At 70.3% G+C, this 14818-nt stretch carries 16 protein-coding genes; 5 read left to right on the top strand and 11 right to left on the bottom strand.

Features of this window, described 5'->3' with window-relative positions:
- Positions 1-5: 5 nt before the first annotated feature.
- Positions 6-1163: an MFS transporter gene (locus tag AB0383_RS27580; protein ID WP_364180990.1), complete on the bottom strand. Its 1158-nt coding sequence runs from the start codon at positions 1161-1163 to the stop codon at positions 6-8.
- Positions 1164-1250: 87 nt separating this feature from the next.
- On the opposite strand from AB0383_RS27580, the gene AB0383_RS27575 reads away from it, so the two are divergent.
- Positions 1251-1856: a CGNR zinc finger domain-containing protein gene (locus AB0383_RS27575; protein WP_364180992.1), complete on the top strand. Its 606-nt coding sequence runs from the start codon at positions 1251-1253 to the stop codon at positions 1854-1856.
- A gap of 116 nt (positions 1857-1972) precedes the next feature.
- On the opposite strand, the gene AB0383_RS27570 is transcribed toward AB0383_RS27575, so the two are convergent.
- The 7 genes from AB0383_RS27570 to AB0383_RS27540 form a co-directional block, all read right to left on the bottom strand.
- On the bottom strand, positions 1973-3085 hold the full coding sequence (locus AB0383_RS27570; RefSeq protein ID WP_364180995.1) for an IniB N-terminal domain-containing protein: 1113 nt from the start codon (positions 3083-3085) through the stop codon (positions 1973-1975).
- 338 nt (positions 3086-3423) lie between these two features.
- Positions 3424-4236 (bottom strand): methyltransferase domain-containing protein, encoded by an 813-nt coding sequence (locus AB0383_RS27565; protein WP_364180997.1) that lies wholly within the window; start codon positions 4234-4236, stop codon positions 3424-3426.
- Between the two features lie 23 nt (positions 4237-4259).
- Positions 4260-4865 carry a hypothetical protein gene (locus AB0383_RS27560; RefSeq protein ID WP_364180999.1) on the bottom strand — a complete coding sequence of 202 codons (606 nt, stop codon included), beginning with the start codon at positions 4863-4865 and terminating at the stop codon, positions 4260-4262.
- Between the two features lie 115 nt (positions 4866-4980).
- The gene (locus tag AB0383_RS27555; protein WP_364181002.1) at positions 4981-5562 is read right to left on the bottom strand and encodes a DsbA family protein; all 582 of its coding nucleotides are present in this window, start codon (positions 5560-5562) and stop codon (positions 4981-4983) included.
- 108 nt (positions 5563-5670) lie between these two features.
- Positions 5671-6456 carry an alpha/beta hydrolase gene (locus tag AB0383_RS27550; protein WP_364181004.1) on the bottom strand — a complete coding sequence of 262 codons (786 nt, stop codon included), beginning with the start codon at positions 6454-6456 and terminating at the stop codon, positions 5671-5673.
- Complete coding sequence (locus AB0383_RS27545; protein ID WP_366188899.1) at positions 6453-7172, bottom strand: nitroreductase; 720 nt, start codon at positions 7170-7172, stop codon at positions 6453-6455. Before AB0383_RS27545 ends, AB0383_RS27550 begins: the two co-directional genes overlap by 4 nt.
- A gap of 19 nt (positions 7173-7191) precedes the next feature.
- Positions 7192-7701, bottom strand: a complete 510-nt coding sequence (locus AB0383_RS27540) for a DUF4863 family protein (protein WP_364181009.1) — start codon at positions 7699-7701, stop codon at positions 7192-7194.
- 160 nt (positions 7702-7861) lie between these two features.
- Between AB0383_RS27540 and AB0383_RS27535 the strand changes: the two genes are divergently transcribed.
- The 4 genes from AB0383_RS27535 to AB0383_RS27520 all read left to right on the top strand — a co-directional run bounded on the left by AB0383_RS27535 (position 7862) and on the right by AB0383_RS27520 (position 11854).
- Entirely contained in the window at positions 7862-8539 is a 678-nt protein-coding gene (locus AB0383_RS27535) for a TetR/AcrR family transcriptional regulator (protein ID WP_364181012.1), read from the top strand.
- Positions 8540-8593: 54 nt separating this feature from the next.
- The gene (locus tag AB0383_RS27530) at positions 8594-9280 is read left to right on the top strand and encodes a nitroreductase family protein (protein WP_364181015.1); all 687 of its coding nucleotides are present in this window, start codon (positions 8594-8596) and stop codon (positions 9278-9280) included.
- A gap of 174 nt (positions 9281-9454) precedes the next feature.
- Entirely contained in the window at positions 9455-11527 is a 2073-nt protein-coding gene (gene tkt / locus AB0383_RS27525; protein WP_366188898.1) for a transketolase, read from the top strand.
- Between the two features lie 96 nt (positions 11528-11623).
- Positions 11624-11854 carry a DUF2630 family protein gene (locus AB0383_RS27520; RefSeq protein ID WP_364181021.1) on the top strand — a complete coding sequence of 77 codons (231 nt, stop codon included), beginning with the start codon at positions 11624-11626 and terminating at the stop codon, positions 11852-11854.
- A gap of 19 nt (positions 11855-11873) precedes the next feature.
- On the opposite strand, the gene AB0383_RS27515 is transcribed toward AB0383_RS27520, so the two are convergent.
- From AB0383_RS27515 to AB0383_RS27505, 3 genes are read right to left on the bottom strand one after another with little or no spacing between them, the layout of a single operon-like run.
- Positions 11874-12419 (bottom strand): cupin domain-containing protein, encoded by a 546-nt coding sequence (locus tag AB0383_RS27515; protein ID WP_364181024.1) that lies wholly within the window; start codon positions 12417-12419, stop codon positions 11874-11876.
- Positions 12420-12443: 24 nt separating this feature from the next.
- Positions 12444-13397 (bottom strand): PDR/VanB family oxidoreductase, encoded by a 954-nt coding sequence (locus tag AB0383_RS27510; protein ID WP_364181027.1) that lies wholly within the window; start codon positions 13395-13397, stop codon positions 12444-12446.
- Complete coding sequence (locus tag AB0383_RS27505; protein WP_366188897.1) at positions 13375-14811, bottom strand: glutamine synthetase family protein; 1437 nt, start codon at positions 14809-14811, stop codon at positions 13375-13377. Before AB0383_RS27505 ends, AB0383_RS27510 begins: the two co-directional genes overlap by 23 nt.
- Positions 14812-14818: the final 7 nt, after the last annotated feature.

Raw genomic sequence — 14818 nt, 5'->3', positions numbered from 1 at the left:
CGCGATCACCGCGCCACGCGAGCGGGGAAGGGCGCGGTGACGACGACCAGCACCACGCTCACTCCTGCGGCGACCACGAAGGCCACGGGCGCCGGGACGACGACGACGACCGCCGCGAACAGGTACGGCGCCGCGAAACCGAGGTACGCCAGGCAGTAGAACACCGCCGTCACGCCGGCGAGATCGGCTGCCTCCGCGAGCGCTTCGACGCGGCTGAGCCCACCGACCAGCAGCATGCCGTAAGCCGCACCCAGGACGACGGCGGCGGGGAGCGTCAAGAGAGCCCGCCCCAGCTCCGTCGACAGCGCGGCGAGCAGGAAACCCGCCACGGTCAGGCCGAGGCCGCAGGTCAGCACGAGCGGGCTGCGCCGTCGTTCCAGCGCGCGGGCCAGGGGCTGGACGAGCAACCCGCTGCCCAGTGTCAGCCCCGCGATCACACCGCTGCTCGCCACGGGCGCGACCGGCGCGGGCAACAGCGTCGGCAGGACCGCGAAACTGGTCGTCGCCACGCCGAACACCAGCGGCGCGCTCGGCACGATCCGGCGGAGGAACTCGGGACTGGTCAGTGCGTGCTTGAGCTCGCGACGCCGGTCTCCGGAAGAAGCCGCGCCCGTCACGGTTTCCGGGACGTTCCACACCAGCACGCCGACCACCACCGTCACCGCGATGTGCACCAGGTAGGTCACCACGGCCGGCGCCGGCAGCCACTGCGCGAGGACCCCGGCGACCAGCGGCCCGCTGCCGAACCCGACTGACAGCGAAATCGCGGCCCGGCGCGCCCCCGCACCCGGACCGGCGTCCGTGGACAGCTCCTTGATCCACGCGCTGCCCGGCCCGAACGCGGCACCCGAAGCGACCCCCGCGACGAGCCGGCCGAGCGCCAGCATCCACGTCGACCCGGCGCCGAACAGCAGGATCACCGAAGCCAGCGCCGAAAGCACCAGCACCGGGCGCATCACGCGGCGCCGGCCGAGCCGGTCGGAGAACCGCGCGCCCAGCAGCAGTGCCGGAATCAGCCCGACCACATAGGCGCCGAAGATCGCCGTGACGATCGTCGGCGAGAGGTGTTCCTGGTCGCGGTAGACGATCAGCAGCGGCGAGAACTGGTTGGCTCCCCACCCAACCGCGAGCACCGCCGCGCCGACCCTCGCCCACGGGCTCATGGCTCCTCCAGTCCATTAGTAACCTCAGTATGAGTTACTAACGGCGCCCTGACCACCCCGCGACGATGTGACGGATATCGTGGAGCCATGACCGCCGGACCGACCCTCGAGGACGTGCAGGCAGCCGGGTTCCCCATGGGCGGCGAGCCGCTCGTGGCCCTCGACCTCGCCGACACCCTCATGACGGCGGCGGACCCCGCCGTCGACCTGATCGAACCGACGGACGGTTACGAGACCTGGTGGCGGCTGCAGCTGCCCCGGCTGCCCGAGGCGAGCGTCCCCGCCGCGGCGGCGACGCGGAGGCTGCGCGCGGCGATCCGCGACCTGCTGGAGTCGCACCTGGAAACCCGGGCGCCCCAGGCCGTTTCGATCGAGGACCTCAACGCGTTCGCCTCGGCCGTGCCGCGCAGCCTGCGGCTGGCCGCGGGCGCCGACGGCGTGCTGACCGCGGCCACGCGCTGGCACACCGAGCACGGCGGCAACGCGGCGCTGGCGGCGATCGCCACCGAGGCGATCGAACTCCTGTCTTCCCCGGCGCAGCTGGAGAAACTTCGCCGCTGCGCCAACCCCGCGTGCTCGATGCTGTTCGTCGCGGAGACCAAGCGGCGGCAGTGGTGCACGGGCAACATCTGCGGCAACCGCGCCAGGGTCGCGCGCCACTACCGGCGGACGCACGCGCCTTCGCCTTCGTGAGCGCAGCGTCTTTCTAGGGACACATTGTCTTCCTAGATCACAGTGTTTTCCCCGGACACAAAAAAACAGGCCCGGACCAAACGGTCCGGGCCTGTCTTTGGTTGGAGCGGCAGAACTCAGTGACCGAGCAGCGGCAGGTGGCCGAGCGCGTCGGTCGCGGTGTGCAGGTCGAGACCGTGCGCCAGGTCCTGCGCGTGGGTCTCGACGCCACCCAGCGGCGAGCCGGTGTGGGTCGCGTCCGCGACGTCGGCGATCGGGGTGTGCTGGATGCCCGCGGTGTCGGCCTGGCCGACGGTGTCGAGCACGTGGTGCACGGTGTCGCCCACGACCGGGGCCTGCGGCGCGGCGGCCGACAGGGTGTGGGTCACGGAGCCGACGGTGCCGGCGACGTTCGGGACGGCCGGCAGCGCCGGGACGGCCGGAACACCCGGAACCGCCGGGAGGGCCGGCAGCGCCGGAACGGCGGCCGCGGCCGGGACGACGTGGTCCAGCGTGTGCGACAGGTCGCCCGCGGCACCGAAGTCGGCACGCTCGTCACCGTGGATGCCGACCGGGGTGGAGCCGATGGCGTCGTTGACGTGGCCGAGCAGGCCGGCGCCGGTGACACGGACGTCCTCGACGAGACCCGACACCGGGCCGCCGATCGCCGGGACACCCGCGATCGCGGCCACAGCGGCCCGCGGCATGAGGGCGTCGCCCAGGTGGTTGGTGGTGGCGTCGACCGCGGCGCCCACGAGCTTGCCGTCGAAGACGTGCTCGCCCACCGCGTCGACGGTGTGCTCGAGGTCGATCGCACCGGCGGCCACGACCGGGCCGGCGATCGGGACACCGTTGACCGCACCGGCCACGTGGTCGACGACGTTCGACACGGTGCCGAGGGTGGAGTGGGTGAGGGTGTTGAGGCCGGTCTGGTCCGCGACGTCGCTGACGGTCTCGAACACGCCGCTCAGGTTCGGCAGGCCGCTCGCCAGGCCGGTCACGTTCGGCAGGTCGGCGCGCTCGCCGGCCGCGTGCGAAAGCACGTTGCCGAAGACCGGCAGGCTCGGGGCGGCGGCCAGCGGGGCCGTGTCGGCCAGCAGCGGCATGATGTCCTGCACGTCGGCCGGCGAAACGTCAGCCAGGCCGGCAGTGTCGAGCAGGCCCTGCGGGTTGGCGGCGTAGGCGGCCGCGGCCTGCGGGTCGCTCAGCAGGGTCATGGCGAATTCGTGCAGGTTCTGCACCGCGTCCATAGTTTGTTGTCTCCTGTGCACTGATTGATTCGGCCGTCGTGGGCATGCCGCGAAGTCGAAGGGGTTCGGGACGAAGATAGGGCGCGGCCGTTCGGCGGCCATCGGGGGCCACCCCGGGGGTTCGGCGCATCGACATTAGGGATTTCGGGCCCCACCCCATTAGGGGGACTAGGGAAATTCGCCCCTGCGCGGCGATCGGCCGTGGTCAGCGAGGTGCGGACGATTTCGCCCGCTTCGCCTGTGGGGCGGGGATCCTGGCCGCTCGTTCGGAGACACGCGGTACTCCTCGGAGTGATCGTCGAAGAAACCACCCGTTGGTGTGACAACCAGGCCCGATTTCACGGCCGCCAGACATCGACGACGAACTCGCGCATCTGCTCACGGAACTTTCCGGATGGACTCGCGGCAGTGAGAAGACCCCGCAATTCGGACTCGAAAGCGCCCACGCGATCGCCGAAGAGGTGCGGTGCGGAACTCGACAACGAGAACACCGTGGCGACGACGTCGTCGATATCCCGGACGACGGCGGAGCCGGGCACCTCGATCCTCTCGGGGCCGGTGAACCCGGCGGCGCGGTAGATCTCCGTCTCCCCTGCGGCCGTGCCTTCGGGGAGGGTGCCGCGGCCCGCGCGTCGGGTTTCGCCGAGGTATTCGCGCACGAGCTCGGCGATCCGCTCGTGGGGTGGCGTCGATTCGGTCGCGCCGCCGCGGTGGGTGGTGGCGTGCACGTGGACGCAGGCACCGCCGGGCTCGAGCATTCCGCGTACCGCCGCGGCGACGCGGGGACGGTCGAGCCAGTGGAAGGACTGGGCGAACGTGACGAGCCGGAACGCGCCGAGCCCGGGCGGCAGGTCCTCGGCCCTTCCGTGGGCCCAGCGGGTGGTGGTGATTCCTTTCGCCGCGGCCAGCCGGGCGGCTTCGGCGAGCATGTCGGGGTCGGCGTCGAGGCCGACGGTGTCTTCGAAGTGGGTGGCGAGCAGCAGCGTGAGGGAGCCCGGGCCGCAGCCGACGTCGAGGAGGCGGCCGGAACCGTCGAGCCGCAGCGCGTCGGCGAGTTCGTCGGCGAGCTCCGGCGGATACGCGACGCGGCCCCTCGCGTAGTAAGCCGCGCTGCCCGAGTACAGCGATTCGTCCCACTCCCAGCCTGCCATGGCCGTGAGCCTAGGGACGGGGATCAGTGCTGCACAGGGAAATAGGTGAGCACCTCGCCCGTCGCCGGGTCGTGGTAGCCGGCGATCTCCAGGTCGGCGAACGTGCCGGACCAGGCGCCCGTGGCGGGGTCGCGCAGGACGTCGGGCGAGGACCACGCGGCGGTGCCGGCCGCGGACACGGCCTCGGGCGTCCAGTCCGGCGGGAAGTAGGTGTGGTCGACGAAGGAGAAGCGGCCGTTCTTCAGGTTGCGGTATTCGGAGGCCCTGCGCGTGATGCCCGTTTCGGCCGGGATCACGCCGGACGCGAGCAGGAAGCGGTGCAGGGACTCGAGTGCGGCGAAGAACACCTGCTGCGGCACGACGGCGCGTGGCCAGGTGCCGTAGAGGCTTTCGAGCACCACGCTGTCGCCGGTGAACGCGACGGAAGTGCCGTTGCCGAGCCAGGTCTTGGCTTCGCGCTGGGCTCGGCGGAGCAGGCCGGTGAGCTGCCCGACGGTGTGGGCGTCGGCTTGCGCGTCGGTGTAGAGGAAGGCGGCCAACGGCAGCCGGTCGGCCGGCGCCGAGATGCGCAGCCGGCGGGACTCGTCGAAGGCGAAGGCGAACGAATCACCCGTGCCGAACAAAACCATCGTGGAGCGGCTTTCTGACTGGACCGATCGGCCGGGCGGGTGATCTTTGTGCCAAAGTATCACCCGCACTGACCTGCGAAGACTTCTGTGACACGGATCGTGGCCCGGGCCGAGTTCAGCCGAGAGACCCAGCCCACGTCGCGAACCATTCACGGGGCCGCAACCCGCTGAAGCTCCGGCCGCCCGCCACCCAGGCGGGAGTGCCCTCGACGCCGTTCTCGTACGCCAGGATCGCCGAGCGGCCCACGGCCCGGTCCGCTTCGCCCGATTCCCAGGCGGCGCGGACGATCTCGGGGTCACCGCCGGCTTGCTCGGTCAGCTTGAGCAGCAGGTCGCGCGATTCGAGGTCCTGGCCTTCGCCGAAGTACGCGTTGAACACGGACGTGGCGAAGCGGTCGGCGACTTCGGGGTCGTCGAGCGTGGCGTACGCGCCCAATGCCGGCAGCGAGTAGGCGATCCGGTCCGTCCACGCGAGGGGCAGGCCCGCGGCTTCGGCCTCACGGGCGAGGAACTCGTAGGTCGGGCCGACGCGAGGACCGGCCAGGCTGCCACCGGGGCCGATCTCGGGGTGGATCTGAAGCGGGTGTTCGTTCACCACCACGCCGTGTTCGCGGAGCACCCGGTTGCGGTCCTGGGCGATGTAGCAGAAGGGGCAGAGGAAATCGAACCAGTGCTCCACGGTCGGGGTCGTGGACATCGCGGGCTCCTTCGGTTTGTTTCGATACGTTCATGATCTGTAACGAAATAACCGGGCTCCTTAGTCCCTGGTGCTCACGGGTGCCGCGTCCGGCAATCGCGTGCGCTGTCAGGCGAGAACGGCGCGCAGCCACGCCGCGGTGGTCGCGAGGTTCACCGGGCCGTCGAACGCGGCGTCCTCGTGTCCGGCCCCGCCGAGCAGCACGAAACTGCTCCTCGCCCCGGCCCGCACGAGCGCGTCGTGCAGCGCGCGGCCCTCCTCCGGCGGCACGATGCGGTCGCGGTCGCCGTGCGCGATCAGGAACGGTGGCGCCGACGCCGAAACCCGCGTCAGCAGCGAATGCCCCGCCGGGTCGGCTCCGCCGAGGAAGTCGGCCTCGAAGTGGAACGGCAGCAGCTTCGCCTCCAGCCCGCTGCGCGCCGCCGTGGCCGCCAGGTCGGCTTGTCCGAACCAGTGCACCACGGCCTGCACAGCACTCGACTCGTCGACGTTGCCGCCGACCGTCCCCTCCAGCTCCTCGTCACCCGGCGACAAAGCCAGCAGCGAACCCAGGTACGCGCCGGCGGACGCGCCCCAGACCCCGAGCCGCCCGGTCTCGAGGCCGAGGCGCGCGCCGTTCGCCCGCAGCCAGCGCACGGCGCCCTTGACGTCGTGCACCTGCTGCGGGAACACCGCACCTGGGGCCAGGTGGTAATCGACGGACACCACGGTCACACCGTGCTCCGCCAAGGGCGCCTGCCGCCGTGCGGCCTCGCCGCGCCGGTCGCCGCGGGTCCAGCCGCCGCCGTGCAGGTAGAGCACGACGGGCGCCCCCGTGGTGGGAGCGTGGTGGATATCCACCATCAGCCGGGTGCCACCGACCGTCGCGTAGACGAGATCACGGTCGACCGTCATGCCGGCTCCACCTGGTGGGTCACGGCGGCGGACTCGTAGAAGGTGACGAAGGATTCCACCGGCTCCCGCGTTGTGCGATATCCACCAAGGCGGTGGTCGTCGTCGGAATACCCGAGCGCGATTCCGCACACGACGATGTGGTCGTCCGGAATGACGAGGTGGCGGCGCAACACCGGGTGGTAATCGATGAACGAAGCCTGTGCGCAAGTGTGCAGCCCGGCTCCGCGCGCGGACAACATCAGTCCCTGGAGGAACAGACCGGCGTCCACCAGCGCACCTTGCAGTGGTGCCCGGCTCACCGTGAGAACCAGCCCCACCGGTGCGCCGAAGAAGTCGTAGTTGCGCCGGTGGTGGCCGTTGCGGCCGGCGGTGTCGCCGGCCGCGATGCCGAGCGTTTGGGAGTACAGGCCTTCACCGAAGCGACGGCGGCGCGAGCGGAACGGCTCGGGCCACGAGTCCGCCGCCGGCTGGTAGGCGAACTCGCCGGCGGCGCGGCGGCCCTCGTCGTAGGCGCGCAGCAGGTCGGCCGTCAACGCGCGCTTGGCGGCGCCTGTGAGCACGTGGACCTGCCACGGCTGGCTGTTGGAATTGCTGGCCGAGGACGACGCCAGCGCGAGCAGCCGTTCGACCTCCGCGCGCGGCACGGGCGTCGACAGGAACGCCCGGCAGCTGCGCCGCGTCGCCATCGCTTCCTCGATCGTGGACGCCGGGTTCATGGCGCTGGGCTCCCCGGGTTCAGGCCGCGGGCGGCTGGATGTCGTAGGAGATCCGGCCGGCGGGCAGGTAGAACAACGCGATCAGCGCGCCGTCCTTGACCTCCGGGTAGTGGTGGCTGCCGGGGCCGGGCGCGGTCCAGCCGGGGCCGCTCCAGCCGTTCGGGCCCATCAGCTTCGCGTCGGGGTCGAGCGGCACCACGAGGTTGAGCTCGCCGTACGGGTGCTGGTGGTACTGACCGCGGAACGGCTCGACGCTGTCCATGTACACGGCCGTGATGCTGAAGTAGTTGAGCACGTCCTGCGGGTCGGCGATGCGGCTGCGGCGGTACTTCTTGCCCTCGATCTCGATGTTGGCGGCCCAGCCTGCCTCGACGCCCTCGGTGATCATGCGCGCCAGGTCCTGGTAGAGCTCACTGTCCGGCCCGTAGCGGGTGTTGAGCCAGGACTCGAGCTCCCCGCCCGCGGTGCGGTTCTTCACCTCGTTGAGGAACGGGATACTGCGGTCGATCAGCTCCTGGGGCGTGGTCATCGTCGACTCCGTTCGGTCCGCTGTGGTTCGGCGTTCCCGAACCGTACGTCCACATTTGATTACGGTCAAGTACTGTAACTAAACTTGCCGCATAACAACACCGTCGTGTAACGGATCGGATATGCTTCGCGGATCGGTCTTTTCTCGGCGAGGTGGAGCCATGGCGCGGACACGCGAAGCGACGGCGGACGAGCAGGTCGGCACCGAAGACGGACCCCGGCCGGGCGGGCGCCCCCGGGATGCCGCGCTCGACGAGGCGATCATCCTCGCCACGCGCCGGCGGCTCGTCCTCGACGGCTACTCCCGCATGACGATCGGCGACATCGCCACCGACGCGAAGGTCAGCCGCCCCACGCTCTACCGGCGCTGGGCCACGAAGTTCGAGCTCGTCGTCGACGCGCTCGACTACGGTTTCCGCAAGCAGCGCGACATGTACGCGTTCGACCTCAGCGGACTCGAGCCGCGCGAGGCGCTCACCGAGGCCGTCCGCCGGCTCGACCCCGCGTACTTCAACCCGGACGCCATGGTGCTCATGGGCAACTTCGCGGGCGAGGCGATCCGCACGCCGGAGCTGCTCGACATCCTGCGCAAGCACGCCGTCGAGCCCCGCGTGGAGCTCGTCGAAAGTGTGCTGACACAGCTACAGGATCGAGGCGCCATACGGGACGAGATCGACAAGCACACCATCGCGACGATGTGCTTCGGCAGCTACTTCGCGGCGTTCTACCGAGGGGAAGCCAAAACGGAGATCCCCGAGGCGGTCGTCGCCGTGCTCTGGCCGGCGCTGGAGAAGAAGCCCGCGCCGCGGCGGCGGGCGTCCACTTCGGGCAAACGGTGACACGCACCCGTTCCGATCATTGACTGTAACGTAAATCGAGGCATAATCGGCTCCATGCCGCCTGTGCCCTCGATGGACGTCCACGAAGCCCTTTACACCACGCGGATGATGCGGCGCATGCATCCGGACGCGATTCCCCTGGACGTGCAGGCGCGCATCCTCGACGCCGCGATCCGGGCACCGAACGGCGGCAACACCCAGCGCTGGCACTTCCTGGCCGTGGACGATCCGGGCATCAAGGCCGAACTCGCCCCGATCTGGCGGCGGTGCCGGGAAAAGGAGTACGAGGACATCGCGGCCGGCACGTTCGCGCAACCGATCCACGACCCCGGGAACCACCGCGAGACGATGAAGCGGATCAAGAAGTCCGGGGACTTCCTGACCGACCACTTCACCGAGATCCCGCTGCTGCTGTTCGTCTTCTCCATCGACGACCACGGCGGCGCCAACATCTACCCCGCCATCTGGAGCGCGCTGCTCGCCGCGCGTTCGGAAGGGGTCGGCGGGATGCTCACCACCATGCTGCGCCTGGAGTCCGACCGGGTCATGGAGCTGCTCGACGTGCCCGAGGACGAGGGCTGGGAGCTCACGGCCATGCTCGCGATGGGGTACCCGCGCGGCAAGTGGGGCATCGCCGCGAACCGCCGCCCGGTGCACGAGGTGAGCAGCCGCAATCGGTGGGGCGGCGCGTTCGGCGTGTCCGTTCCCGAACCTCTCTGGTCCGAAAACTCACACACCTGAGTCGTCCCGCTGAGAGCGGCCCCACGGTGAGTTGCCGGGGTTCGCGTCAGCTCATTACAGTCGAGCCCGGTGACCGACCGCGCCGCCCGGAAGCCCGCCGGACGACGCGGAACCGGCTCGGCGCGTGTGCACCACGGGCGGAAATCCCGACTACGCAGGGGAAGTCTGAGCACAGTGCCCGACACCGTCACCACCCGCCGCCGCCCGCAAGGCTGGACCGACACCGACACCCGCGCCGTGGACACCGTCCGCGTGCTCGCCGCCGACGCCGTCGAGAAGGCCGGCAGCGGCCACCCCGGCACGGCGATGAGCCTCGCGCCGCTGGCGTACACGCTGTTCCAGCGCGAAATGCGCCATGACCCGGCCGACCCGCTGTGGCCGGCGCGAGACCGGTTCGTCCTGTCCGCCGGGCACACCAGCCTCACGCTGTACATCCAGCTGTTCCTCGCCGGTTACGGCCTCGAACTGGAGGACCTCCAGCAGCTGCGCACGTGGGGTTCACTCACCCCGGGGCACCCGGAGTACCGCCACACCCAGGGCGTCGAGGTCACGACCGGTCCACTCGGGCAGGGCCTGGCCAACGCGGTCGGCATGGCCATGGCGTCGCGCCGCGAACGCGGGTTGTTCGATCCCGAACCCTCGCCGGGGCAAAGCCTCTTCGACCACTTCGTGTACGTGATCGCTTCCGACGGCGACATCCAGGAGGGCATCACCTCCGAGGCGTCGTCGATCGCGGGCCGCCAGCAGCTGGCGAACCTGATCGTGTTCTACGACGACAACGACATCTCCATCGAAGACCACACCGACATCGCGCTGTCCGAGGACACGGACGAGCGCTACCGCGCGTACGGCTGGCACGTGCAGGTGGTGGAGGACGGCGAGGACGTCGCCGCGATCCAGGACGCCATCGCGGCGGCGAAGGCCGACCCGCGCCCGTCGTACATCCGGCTCCGCACGGTGATCGGCTACCCCGCGCCGACCAAGATGAACACCGGCAAGATCCACGGCTCCGCGCTCGGCGCCGACGAGGTCGCGGCGGTGAAGCGCGTGCTGGGCTTCGACCCGGAGCGGCACTTCGTGGTCGAGGACGACGTGCTGGCGTTGACGCGCGAGGCCGTCGCGCGTGGTCAGGCCTGGCGTGCGGAGTGGCAGGGCGAGTACGACAAGTGGGCCTCGGCGAACCCCTCGCGGCACGCGCTGCGGCAGCGCCTCTCCACGCGTGCGCTGCCGGAGGGCTGGGCCTCGGAGCTGCCGTCGTTCGAGGCCGGCGCTTCGATGGCGACGCGCAAGGGGTCGGGGGCGTTCCTCGACGCGGTGGCCGACGTGCTGCCCGAGCTGTGGGGCGGTTCGGCCGACCTCGCGGAGAGCAACAATTCCACGATGACGGGCGCCGACTCGTTCGGCCCGGTCGCGGCTGCGACGAAGATGTGGGCCGCCGAACCGTACGGGCGGACGCTGCACTTCGGCATCCGCGAGCACGCGATGGGCGCCATCCTCAACGGCATCGCGCTGCACGGCGGCACCCGGCCGTACGGTGCGACATACCTCGCGTTCAGCGACTACATGCGCCCAGCGGTGCGGCTGGCGGCCCTGATGCGGCTGCCGGTGGTGTACGTGTGGACGCACGACTCCATCGGAGTCGGCGGCGACGGGCCCACGCACCAGCCGATCGAGCACCTCTCGGCGCTGCGGGCGATTCCGGGCCTGAACGTGGTGCGTCCGGGCGACGCGAACGAGGCCGTCGCGGCGTGGCAGGCCGCGATCGAGGACGTCGATCACCCGACCGCGCTCGCGTTGACCCGGCAGCCGGTGCCGGTTCTGCCGGGTACCTCGGCCGACGGCGTCGCTCGCGGTGGCTACGTGCTGGCGGAGGCGTCGAACGGTGCGCCTGAGCTGGTGCTGATCGGGACCGGCTCGGAGCTGCAGCTCGCCGTTTCGGCGCGGGAGCGGCTGGAGGCCGAGGGTGTGCCGACGCGCGTGGTTTCGCTGCCGTGCTTCGAGTGGTTCGCTGCGCAGGACCAGGCTTACCGTGATTCGGTGCTGCCGCCGTCGGTGAAGGCGCGAGTCGCGGTGGAGGCCGGGATCGCGTTGCCGTGGTACCCGTTCGTGGGTGATTCCGGCGAGATCGTTTCGATCGAGCACTACGGCGCTTCCGCCGACTACGCGACGCTGTTCCGCGAGTTCGGGTTCACGCCCGAGGCCGTGGTGGCCGCCGCCCGGGCAACGCTGGCCAAGGTGGCCCGATGACCACGCCCGGCCGGGACGACAAGGTTTTCGCAATTCACGTCATCCCGGCCGGGTCACCCCGACCCGGCGCGGGGCCGGCTCGAACGGGTGGGTGACATGGGCACGACTTCACACGCGATCACCGATCGCCTCGCGGCGCTTCTCGACGAGGAACACGACCTCCGCACCCGCGCCATGCACCACGGCGGCGGCCTCTCCCCCGACGAACAGGCGCGCCTGACCGAACTCGAGTCCGAACTGGACGCGGTCTTCCGCCTCCTCCAGCAGCGCCGCGCCCTGTCCGTCTTCGACAACGGCGACGACGACACGGCGGACGCGTCGAACTGACCGGGTCGGACAGACCGCCTCAGTGGCTGGGCGCGTCGAGGTCGTAACGCCGCACGACGTCGTCCAGCCAGTCGGGGGTGCCGTAGGTCAGGCCGTACTTGGTGGCCAGGCGGGCGAACTCGTCGGTTTCGTGGAGGTTCTTCGCGTCGCCCAGGGTGCCCTCGGCGTGGGCGAGGAGGAGGTCGCTCAGTTCGCGGAAGTAGGTTTCGAAGCCGCCGGGGGTGATGACCTCGACGATGCGGCCCGGGGTTTTGCCGGCGTTCCACATGGCGTGCATCTCGCCGCGGGGCTTGGTGATGAAGCCGCCCGGGCCGAGGACCACTTCGGCGTCGTCGGAGCGGAAGCCAATCTCGCCGGCCAGCACGATGGAGTGCTCGTCCTCGCGGGTGTGGCGGTGGGGCGCGGTGATGGAGCCGACCGCGAACGGGTGTTCGAGGATCGCGACCTCGCCACCGTTGTTCTGGTGCGTCAGCTTGAACACCGCGCCGAACCCGGGCAGCGCCACCTGGTCCGACTCGTCCCCCGGTTGCACCACGGCGACCTTCGTCCGGTTTTCCTCGCCCACCTGGTTTTCCTCCTCGTAGTGCGCTTACAGGTCCAGCACGAGTTTGCGGCCGCAAGCCCGGCTCACGCAAGGGAAGAAGGTCTTCCCCGCCGCGCGTTCCGCCTTGGACAGCACGACGTCGCGGTGATCGGGGGTGCCCTCCAACACCCGGGTTTCGCAGGTGCCGCAGTAGCCCTCTTCGCAGTCGGACTCGAGGTCGACCCCGGCATCGCGGATGGCCTGCAGCAGGGTGGTGTCCGCGTCGGCCACGACGGTCAGGCCGGACTGGCGGAGTTCGAGTTCCACCGCGTCGTCCGCGGCCTCGTCAGGAGAAGGTGCGGCCGCGGCGAAGTGTTCGGTCTCGCACCGCACGCCGGCGGCCTCGCAGGCTTCGGTGACGCTGTCGAGCAAACCGGCCGGGCCACAGCAGTACACGGCCGCGCCCGGGGCCAGCCCGCCGATCAGCTCCTTCAAGTCCGGCCGTGGCTCGACCGCAGTGTCCACGAAGGACACCCGGGCTCCACAGATCGCGGCCAGCTCCGCGCGGAAGGCCATAGTGGCGGCACCGTGTCCGCAGTAGACCACCGAAAAGTCGACCCCACGCTCGGCCAGAGCCCGCACCATCGGCAACAGCGGCGTCACACCGATTCCCCCGGCGATCAGCAAGTACGACTCGGCATCCGTCAACAGGAAGTGGTTGCGCACCCGCTCGACCACCAGCTCACGCCCGACCAGCGCCGTGCCGTGGACCTCGGCCGACCCACCGCGGCCGGCGTCCTCCAGCCGCACCGCGATGTCGTAATGCAGCCGGTCGGCCGGATCCCCGCACAGCGAGTACTGCCGGCCCAACCCCGACGGCAGCTTCAGGTCGAGATGCGCACCCGGCTCCCACGCCGGCAAGGGAGAACCGCTGGAGAGCCGAAGGCCCACCACCCCCACGGCTTCCCAAGTCACGCGCGTGACCCGCAACGACAGGTCAGTAGAGGTCGAAGTACTCACGATGCTCCCAATCGGTGACCGTCCGCTCGAACCGCGCGACCTCGGCCCGCTTGATCGCGGCGTAGTACGAGACGAACTGCTCGCCCATCACCCGTCGCAGCCCGGCATCGACCTCCAACGCGTCGACGGCCGCGGACAGGTTGGCGGGCAGCCGCCCGGCGTCGGTCGTGTAAGGATCGTCGGCCGAGGGCGGCAAGGACAACTCGGCCTCGACCCCGTTCAGGCCCGAATGCAGCTGCGAAGCCATGTACAGGTACGGGTTGGCCGCCGACTCCCCCACCCGGTTCTCGATGTGCGTCGAGCCGTCCTCGGCCGAGCCGACGAGCCGGATCATCGCGCCCCGGTTGTCCCGCGCCCACGCGATCCGGTCGGGAGCCATCGAATACGGCTGGAACCGCTTGTACCCGTTGATCGTCGGGTTCGCGAACACACACGCCGCGCTCGCGTGCGCGAGCTGACCCGCGATGAACTGCTTGCCCACCAACGAAATGGCGCCCTCGCCATCTGCCGGGACGAAGGCATTGCGCCCACCGTCCGGCGAGACCAGGCTCTGGTGCAGGTGCCAGCCGCTCGACTTGCTGTCCGCGATCTGCGGCCGGCACATGAACGTCGCGTGGTAACCGTTGCGCCGCGCCACCTGCTTGACCGTGCTGCGCAACAGCACCATCGCGTCCGCCGAAGCGAGACCGGCGGCCGGGTCGAGCGTGACCTCCAGCTGGTTCGCCCCCAGCTCCACCTCGATGCTGCGCAGCTCGATCCCCATCCGCTCCAGCACCTCGCGGATTCGCCGCGTGGCCGGCTCGACCTCGTCGCCCAGGTTCTCGCTCAGCAACTGGTTGCCCTGGTTGATCGGCTCGACCGGGGTCGGCGTGGTGCAGCGGCCGATCCCGTCGTCATTGGGGAAGTGCGACGCCCGCCGGTAGAGGTGGAACTCGATCTCCAGCCCCGTCACATACGTGAACCCGGCGACGCTCGCGCGGTCCAGCGCCGTGCGGAACACACCACGGCTGCAGAACGGCACCTGCTCACCGTTCTGGAACCGCAAGTCGCACAGGATCCGCGCGGTGTCCTCGGCCCACGGCACCAGGTGGAACGTCATGGGGTCCGGCACCATCACCACATCGGCCGCACCGGCCATCTCGGCAACGCCGAGCCCGCCGTCGGCGTTGAAGGCCGAGAAAACCGTGGTGCCGGACGTGTCCTTCGACAGCAGCGTCGACACACAACTCAACCCACTGCGGAACGTGGCGGCCAGCCCGCTCGCAGGGATCGTCTTGCCGTGCAGGACCCCGTGCTGATCCACAAAGGACACGCGAACCGTCCGCAGTCCCTCGGCGCCGACCTGCGCCAGGACGGCTCTCGCCGCTTCCTGCTGCTCCTCGGTCCACAGCCCGAACTTCTCGATGAACCCCATGGCCGGC

It is taken from the genome of Amycolatopsis sp. NPDC051373, assembly GCF_040689465.1.
Classification (GTDB): Bacteria; Actinomycetota; Actinomycetes; order Mycobacteriales; family Pseudonocardiaceae; genus Amycolatopsis.
Note: the sequence above shows the minus strand (reverse complement) of the source record. Positions and strands in the feature narration are given on the sequence as shown.

Bases quoted from the DNA above. Each gene is read 5' to 3' on its own strand.
- AB0383_RS27535 (WP_364181012.1), top strand. From the start codon at position 7,862: ATGGCGCGGACACGCGAAGCGACGGCGGACGAGCAGGTCGGCACCGAA.
- AB0383_RS27550 (WP_364181004.1), bottom strand. From the start codon at position 6,456: ATGACGGTCGACCGTGATCTCGTCTACGCGACGGTCGGTGGCACCCGG.
- AB0383_RS27565 (WP_364180997.1), bottom strand. From the start codon at position 4,236: ATGGCAGGCTGGGAGTGGGACGAATCGCTGTACTCGGGCAGCGCGGCT.
- AB0383_RS27545 (WP_366188899.1), bottom strand. From the start codon at position 7,172: ATGAACCCGGCGTCCACGATCGAGGAAGCGATGGCGACGCGGCGCAGC.
- AB0383_RS27505 (WP_366188897.1), bottom strand. From the start codon at position 14,811: ATGGGGTTCATCGAGAAGTTCGGGCTGTGGACCGAGGAGCAGCAGGAA.
- AB0383_RS27540 (WP_364181009.1), bottom strand. From the start codon at position 7,701: ATGACCACGCCCCAGGAGCTGATCGACCGCAGTATCCCGTTCCTCAAC.
- AB0383_RS27580 (WP_364180990.1), bottom strand. From the start codon at position 1,163: ATGAGCCCGTGGGCGAGGGTCGGCGCGGCGGTGCTCGCGGTTGGGTGG.
- AB0383_RS27570 (WP_364180995.1), bottom strand. From the start codon at position 3,085: ATGGACGCGGTGCAGAACCTGCACGAATTCGCCATGACCCTGCTGAGC.
- AB0383_RS27530 (WP_364181015.1), top strand. From the start codon at position 8,594: ATGCCGCCTGTGCCCTCGATGGACGTCCACGAAGCCCTTTACACCACG.
- AB0383_RS27575 (WP_364180992.1), top strand. From the start codon at position 1,251: ATGACCGCCGGACCGACCCTCGAGGACGTGCAGGCAGCCGGGTTCCCC.
- AB0383_RS27520 (WP_364181021.1), top strand. From the start codon at position 11,624: ATGGGCACGACTTCACACGCGATCACCGATCGCCTCGCGGCGCTTCTC.
- AB0383_RS27560 (WP_364180999.1), bottom strand. From the start codon at position 4,865: ATGGTTTTGTTCGGCACGGGTGATTCGTTCGCCTTCGCCTTCGACGAG.
- AB0383_RS27555 (WP_364181002.1), bottom strand. From the start codon at position 5,562: ATGTCCACGACCCCGACCGTGGAGCACTGGTTCGATTTCCTCTGCCCC.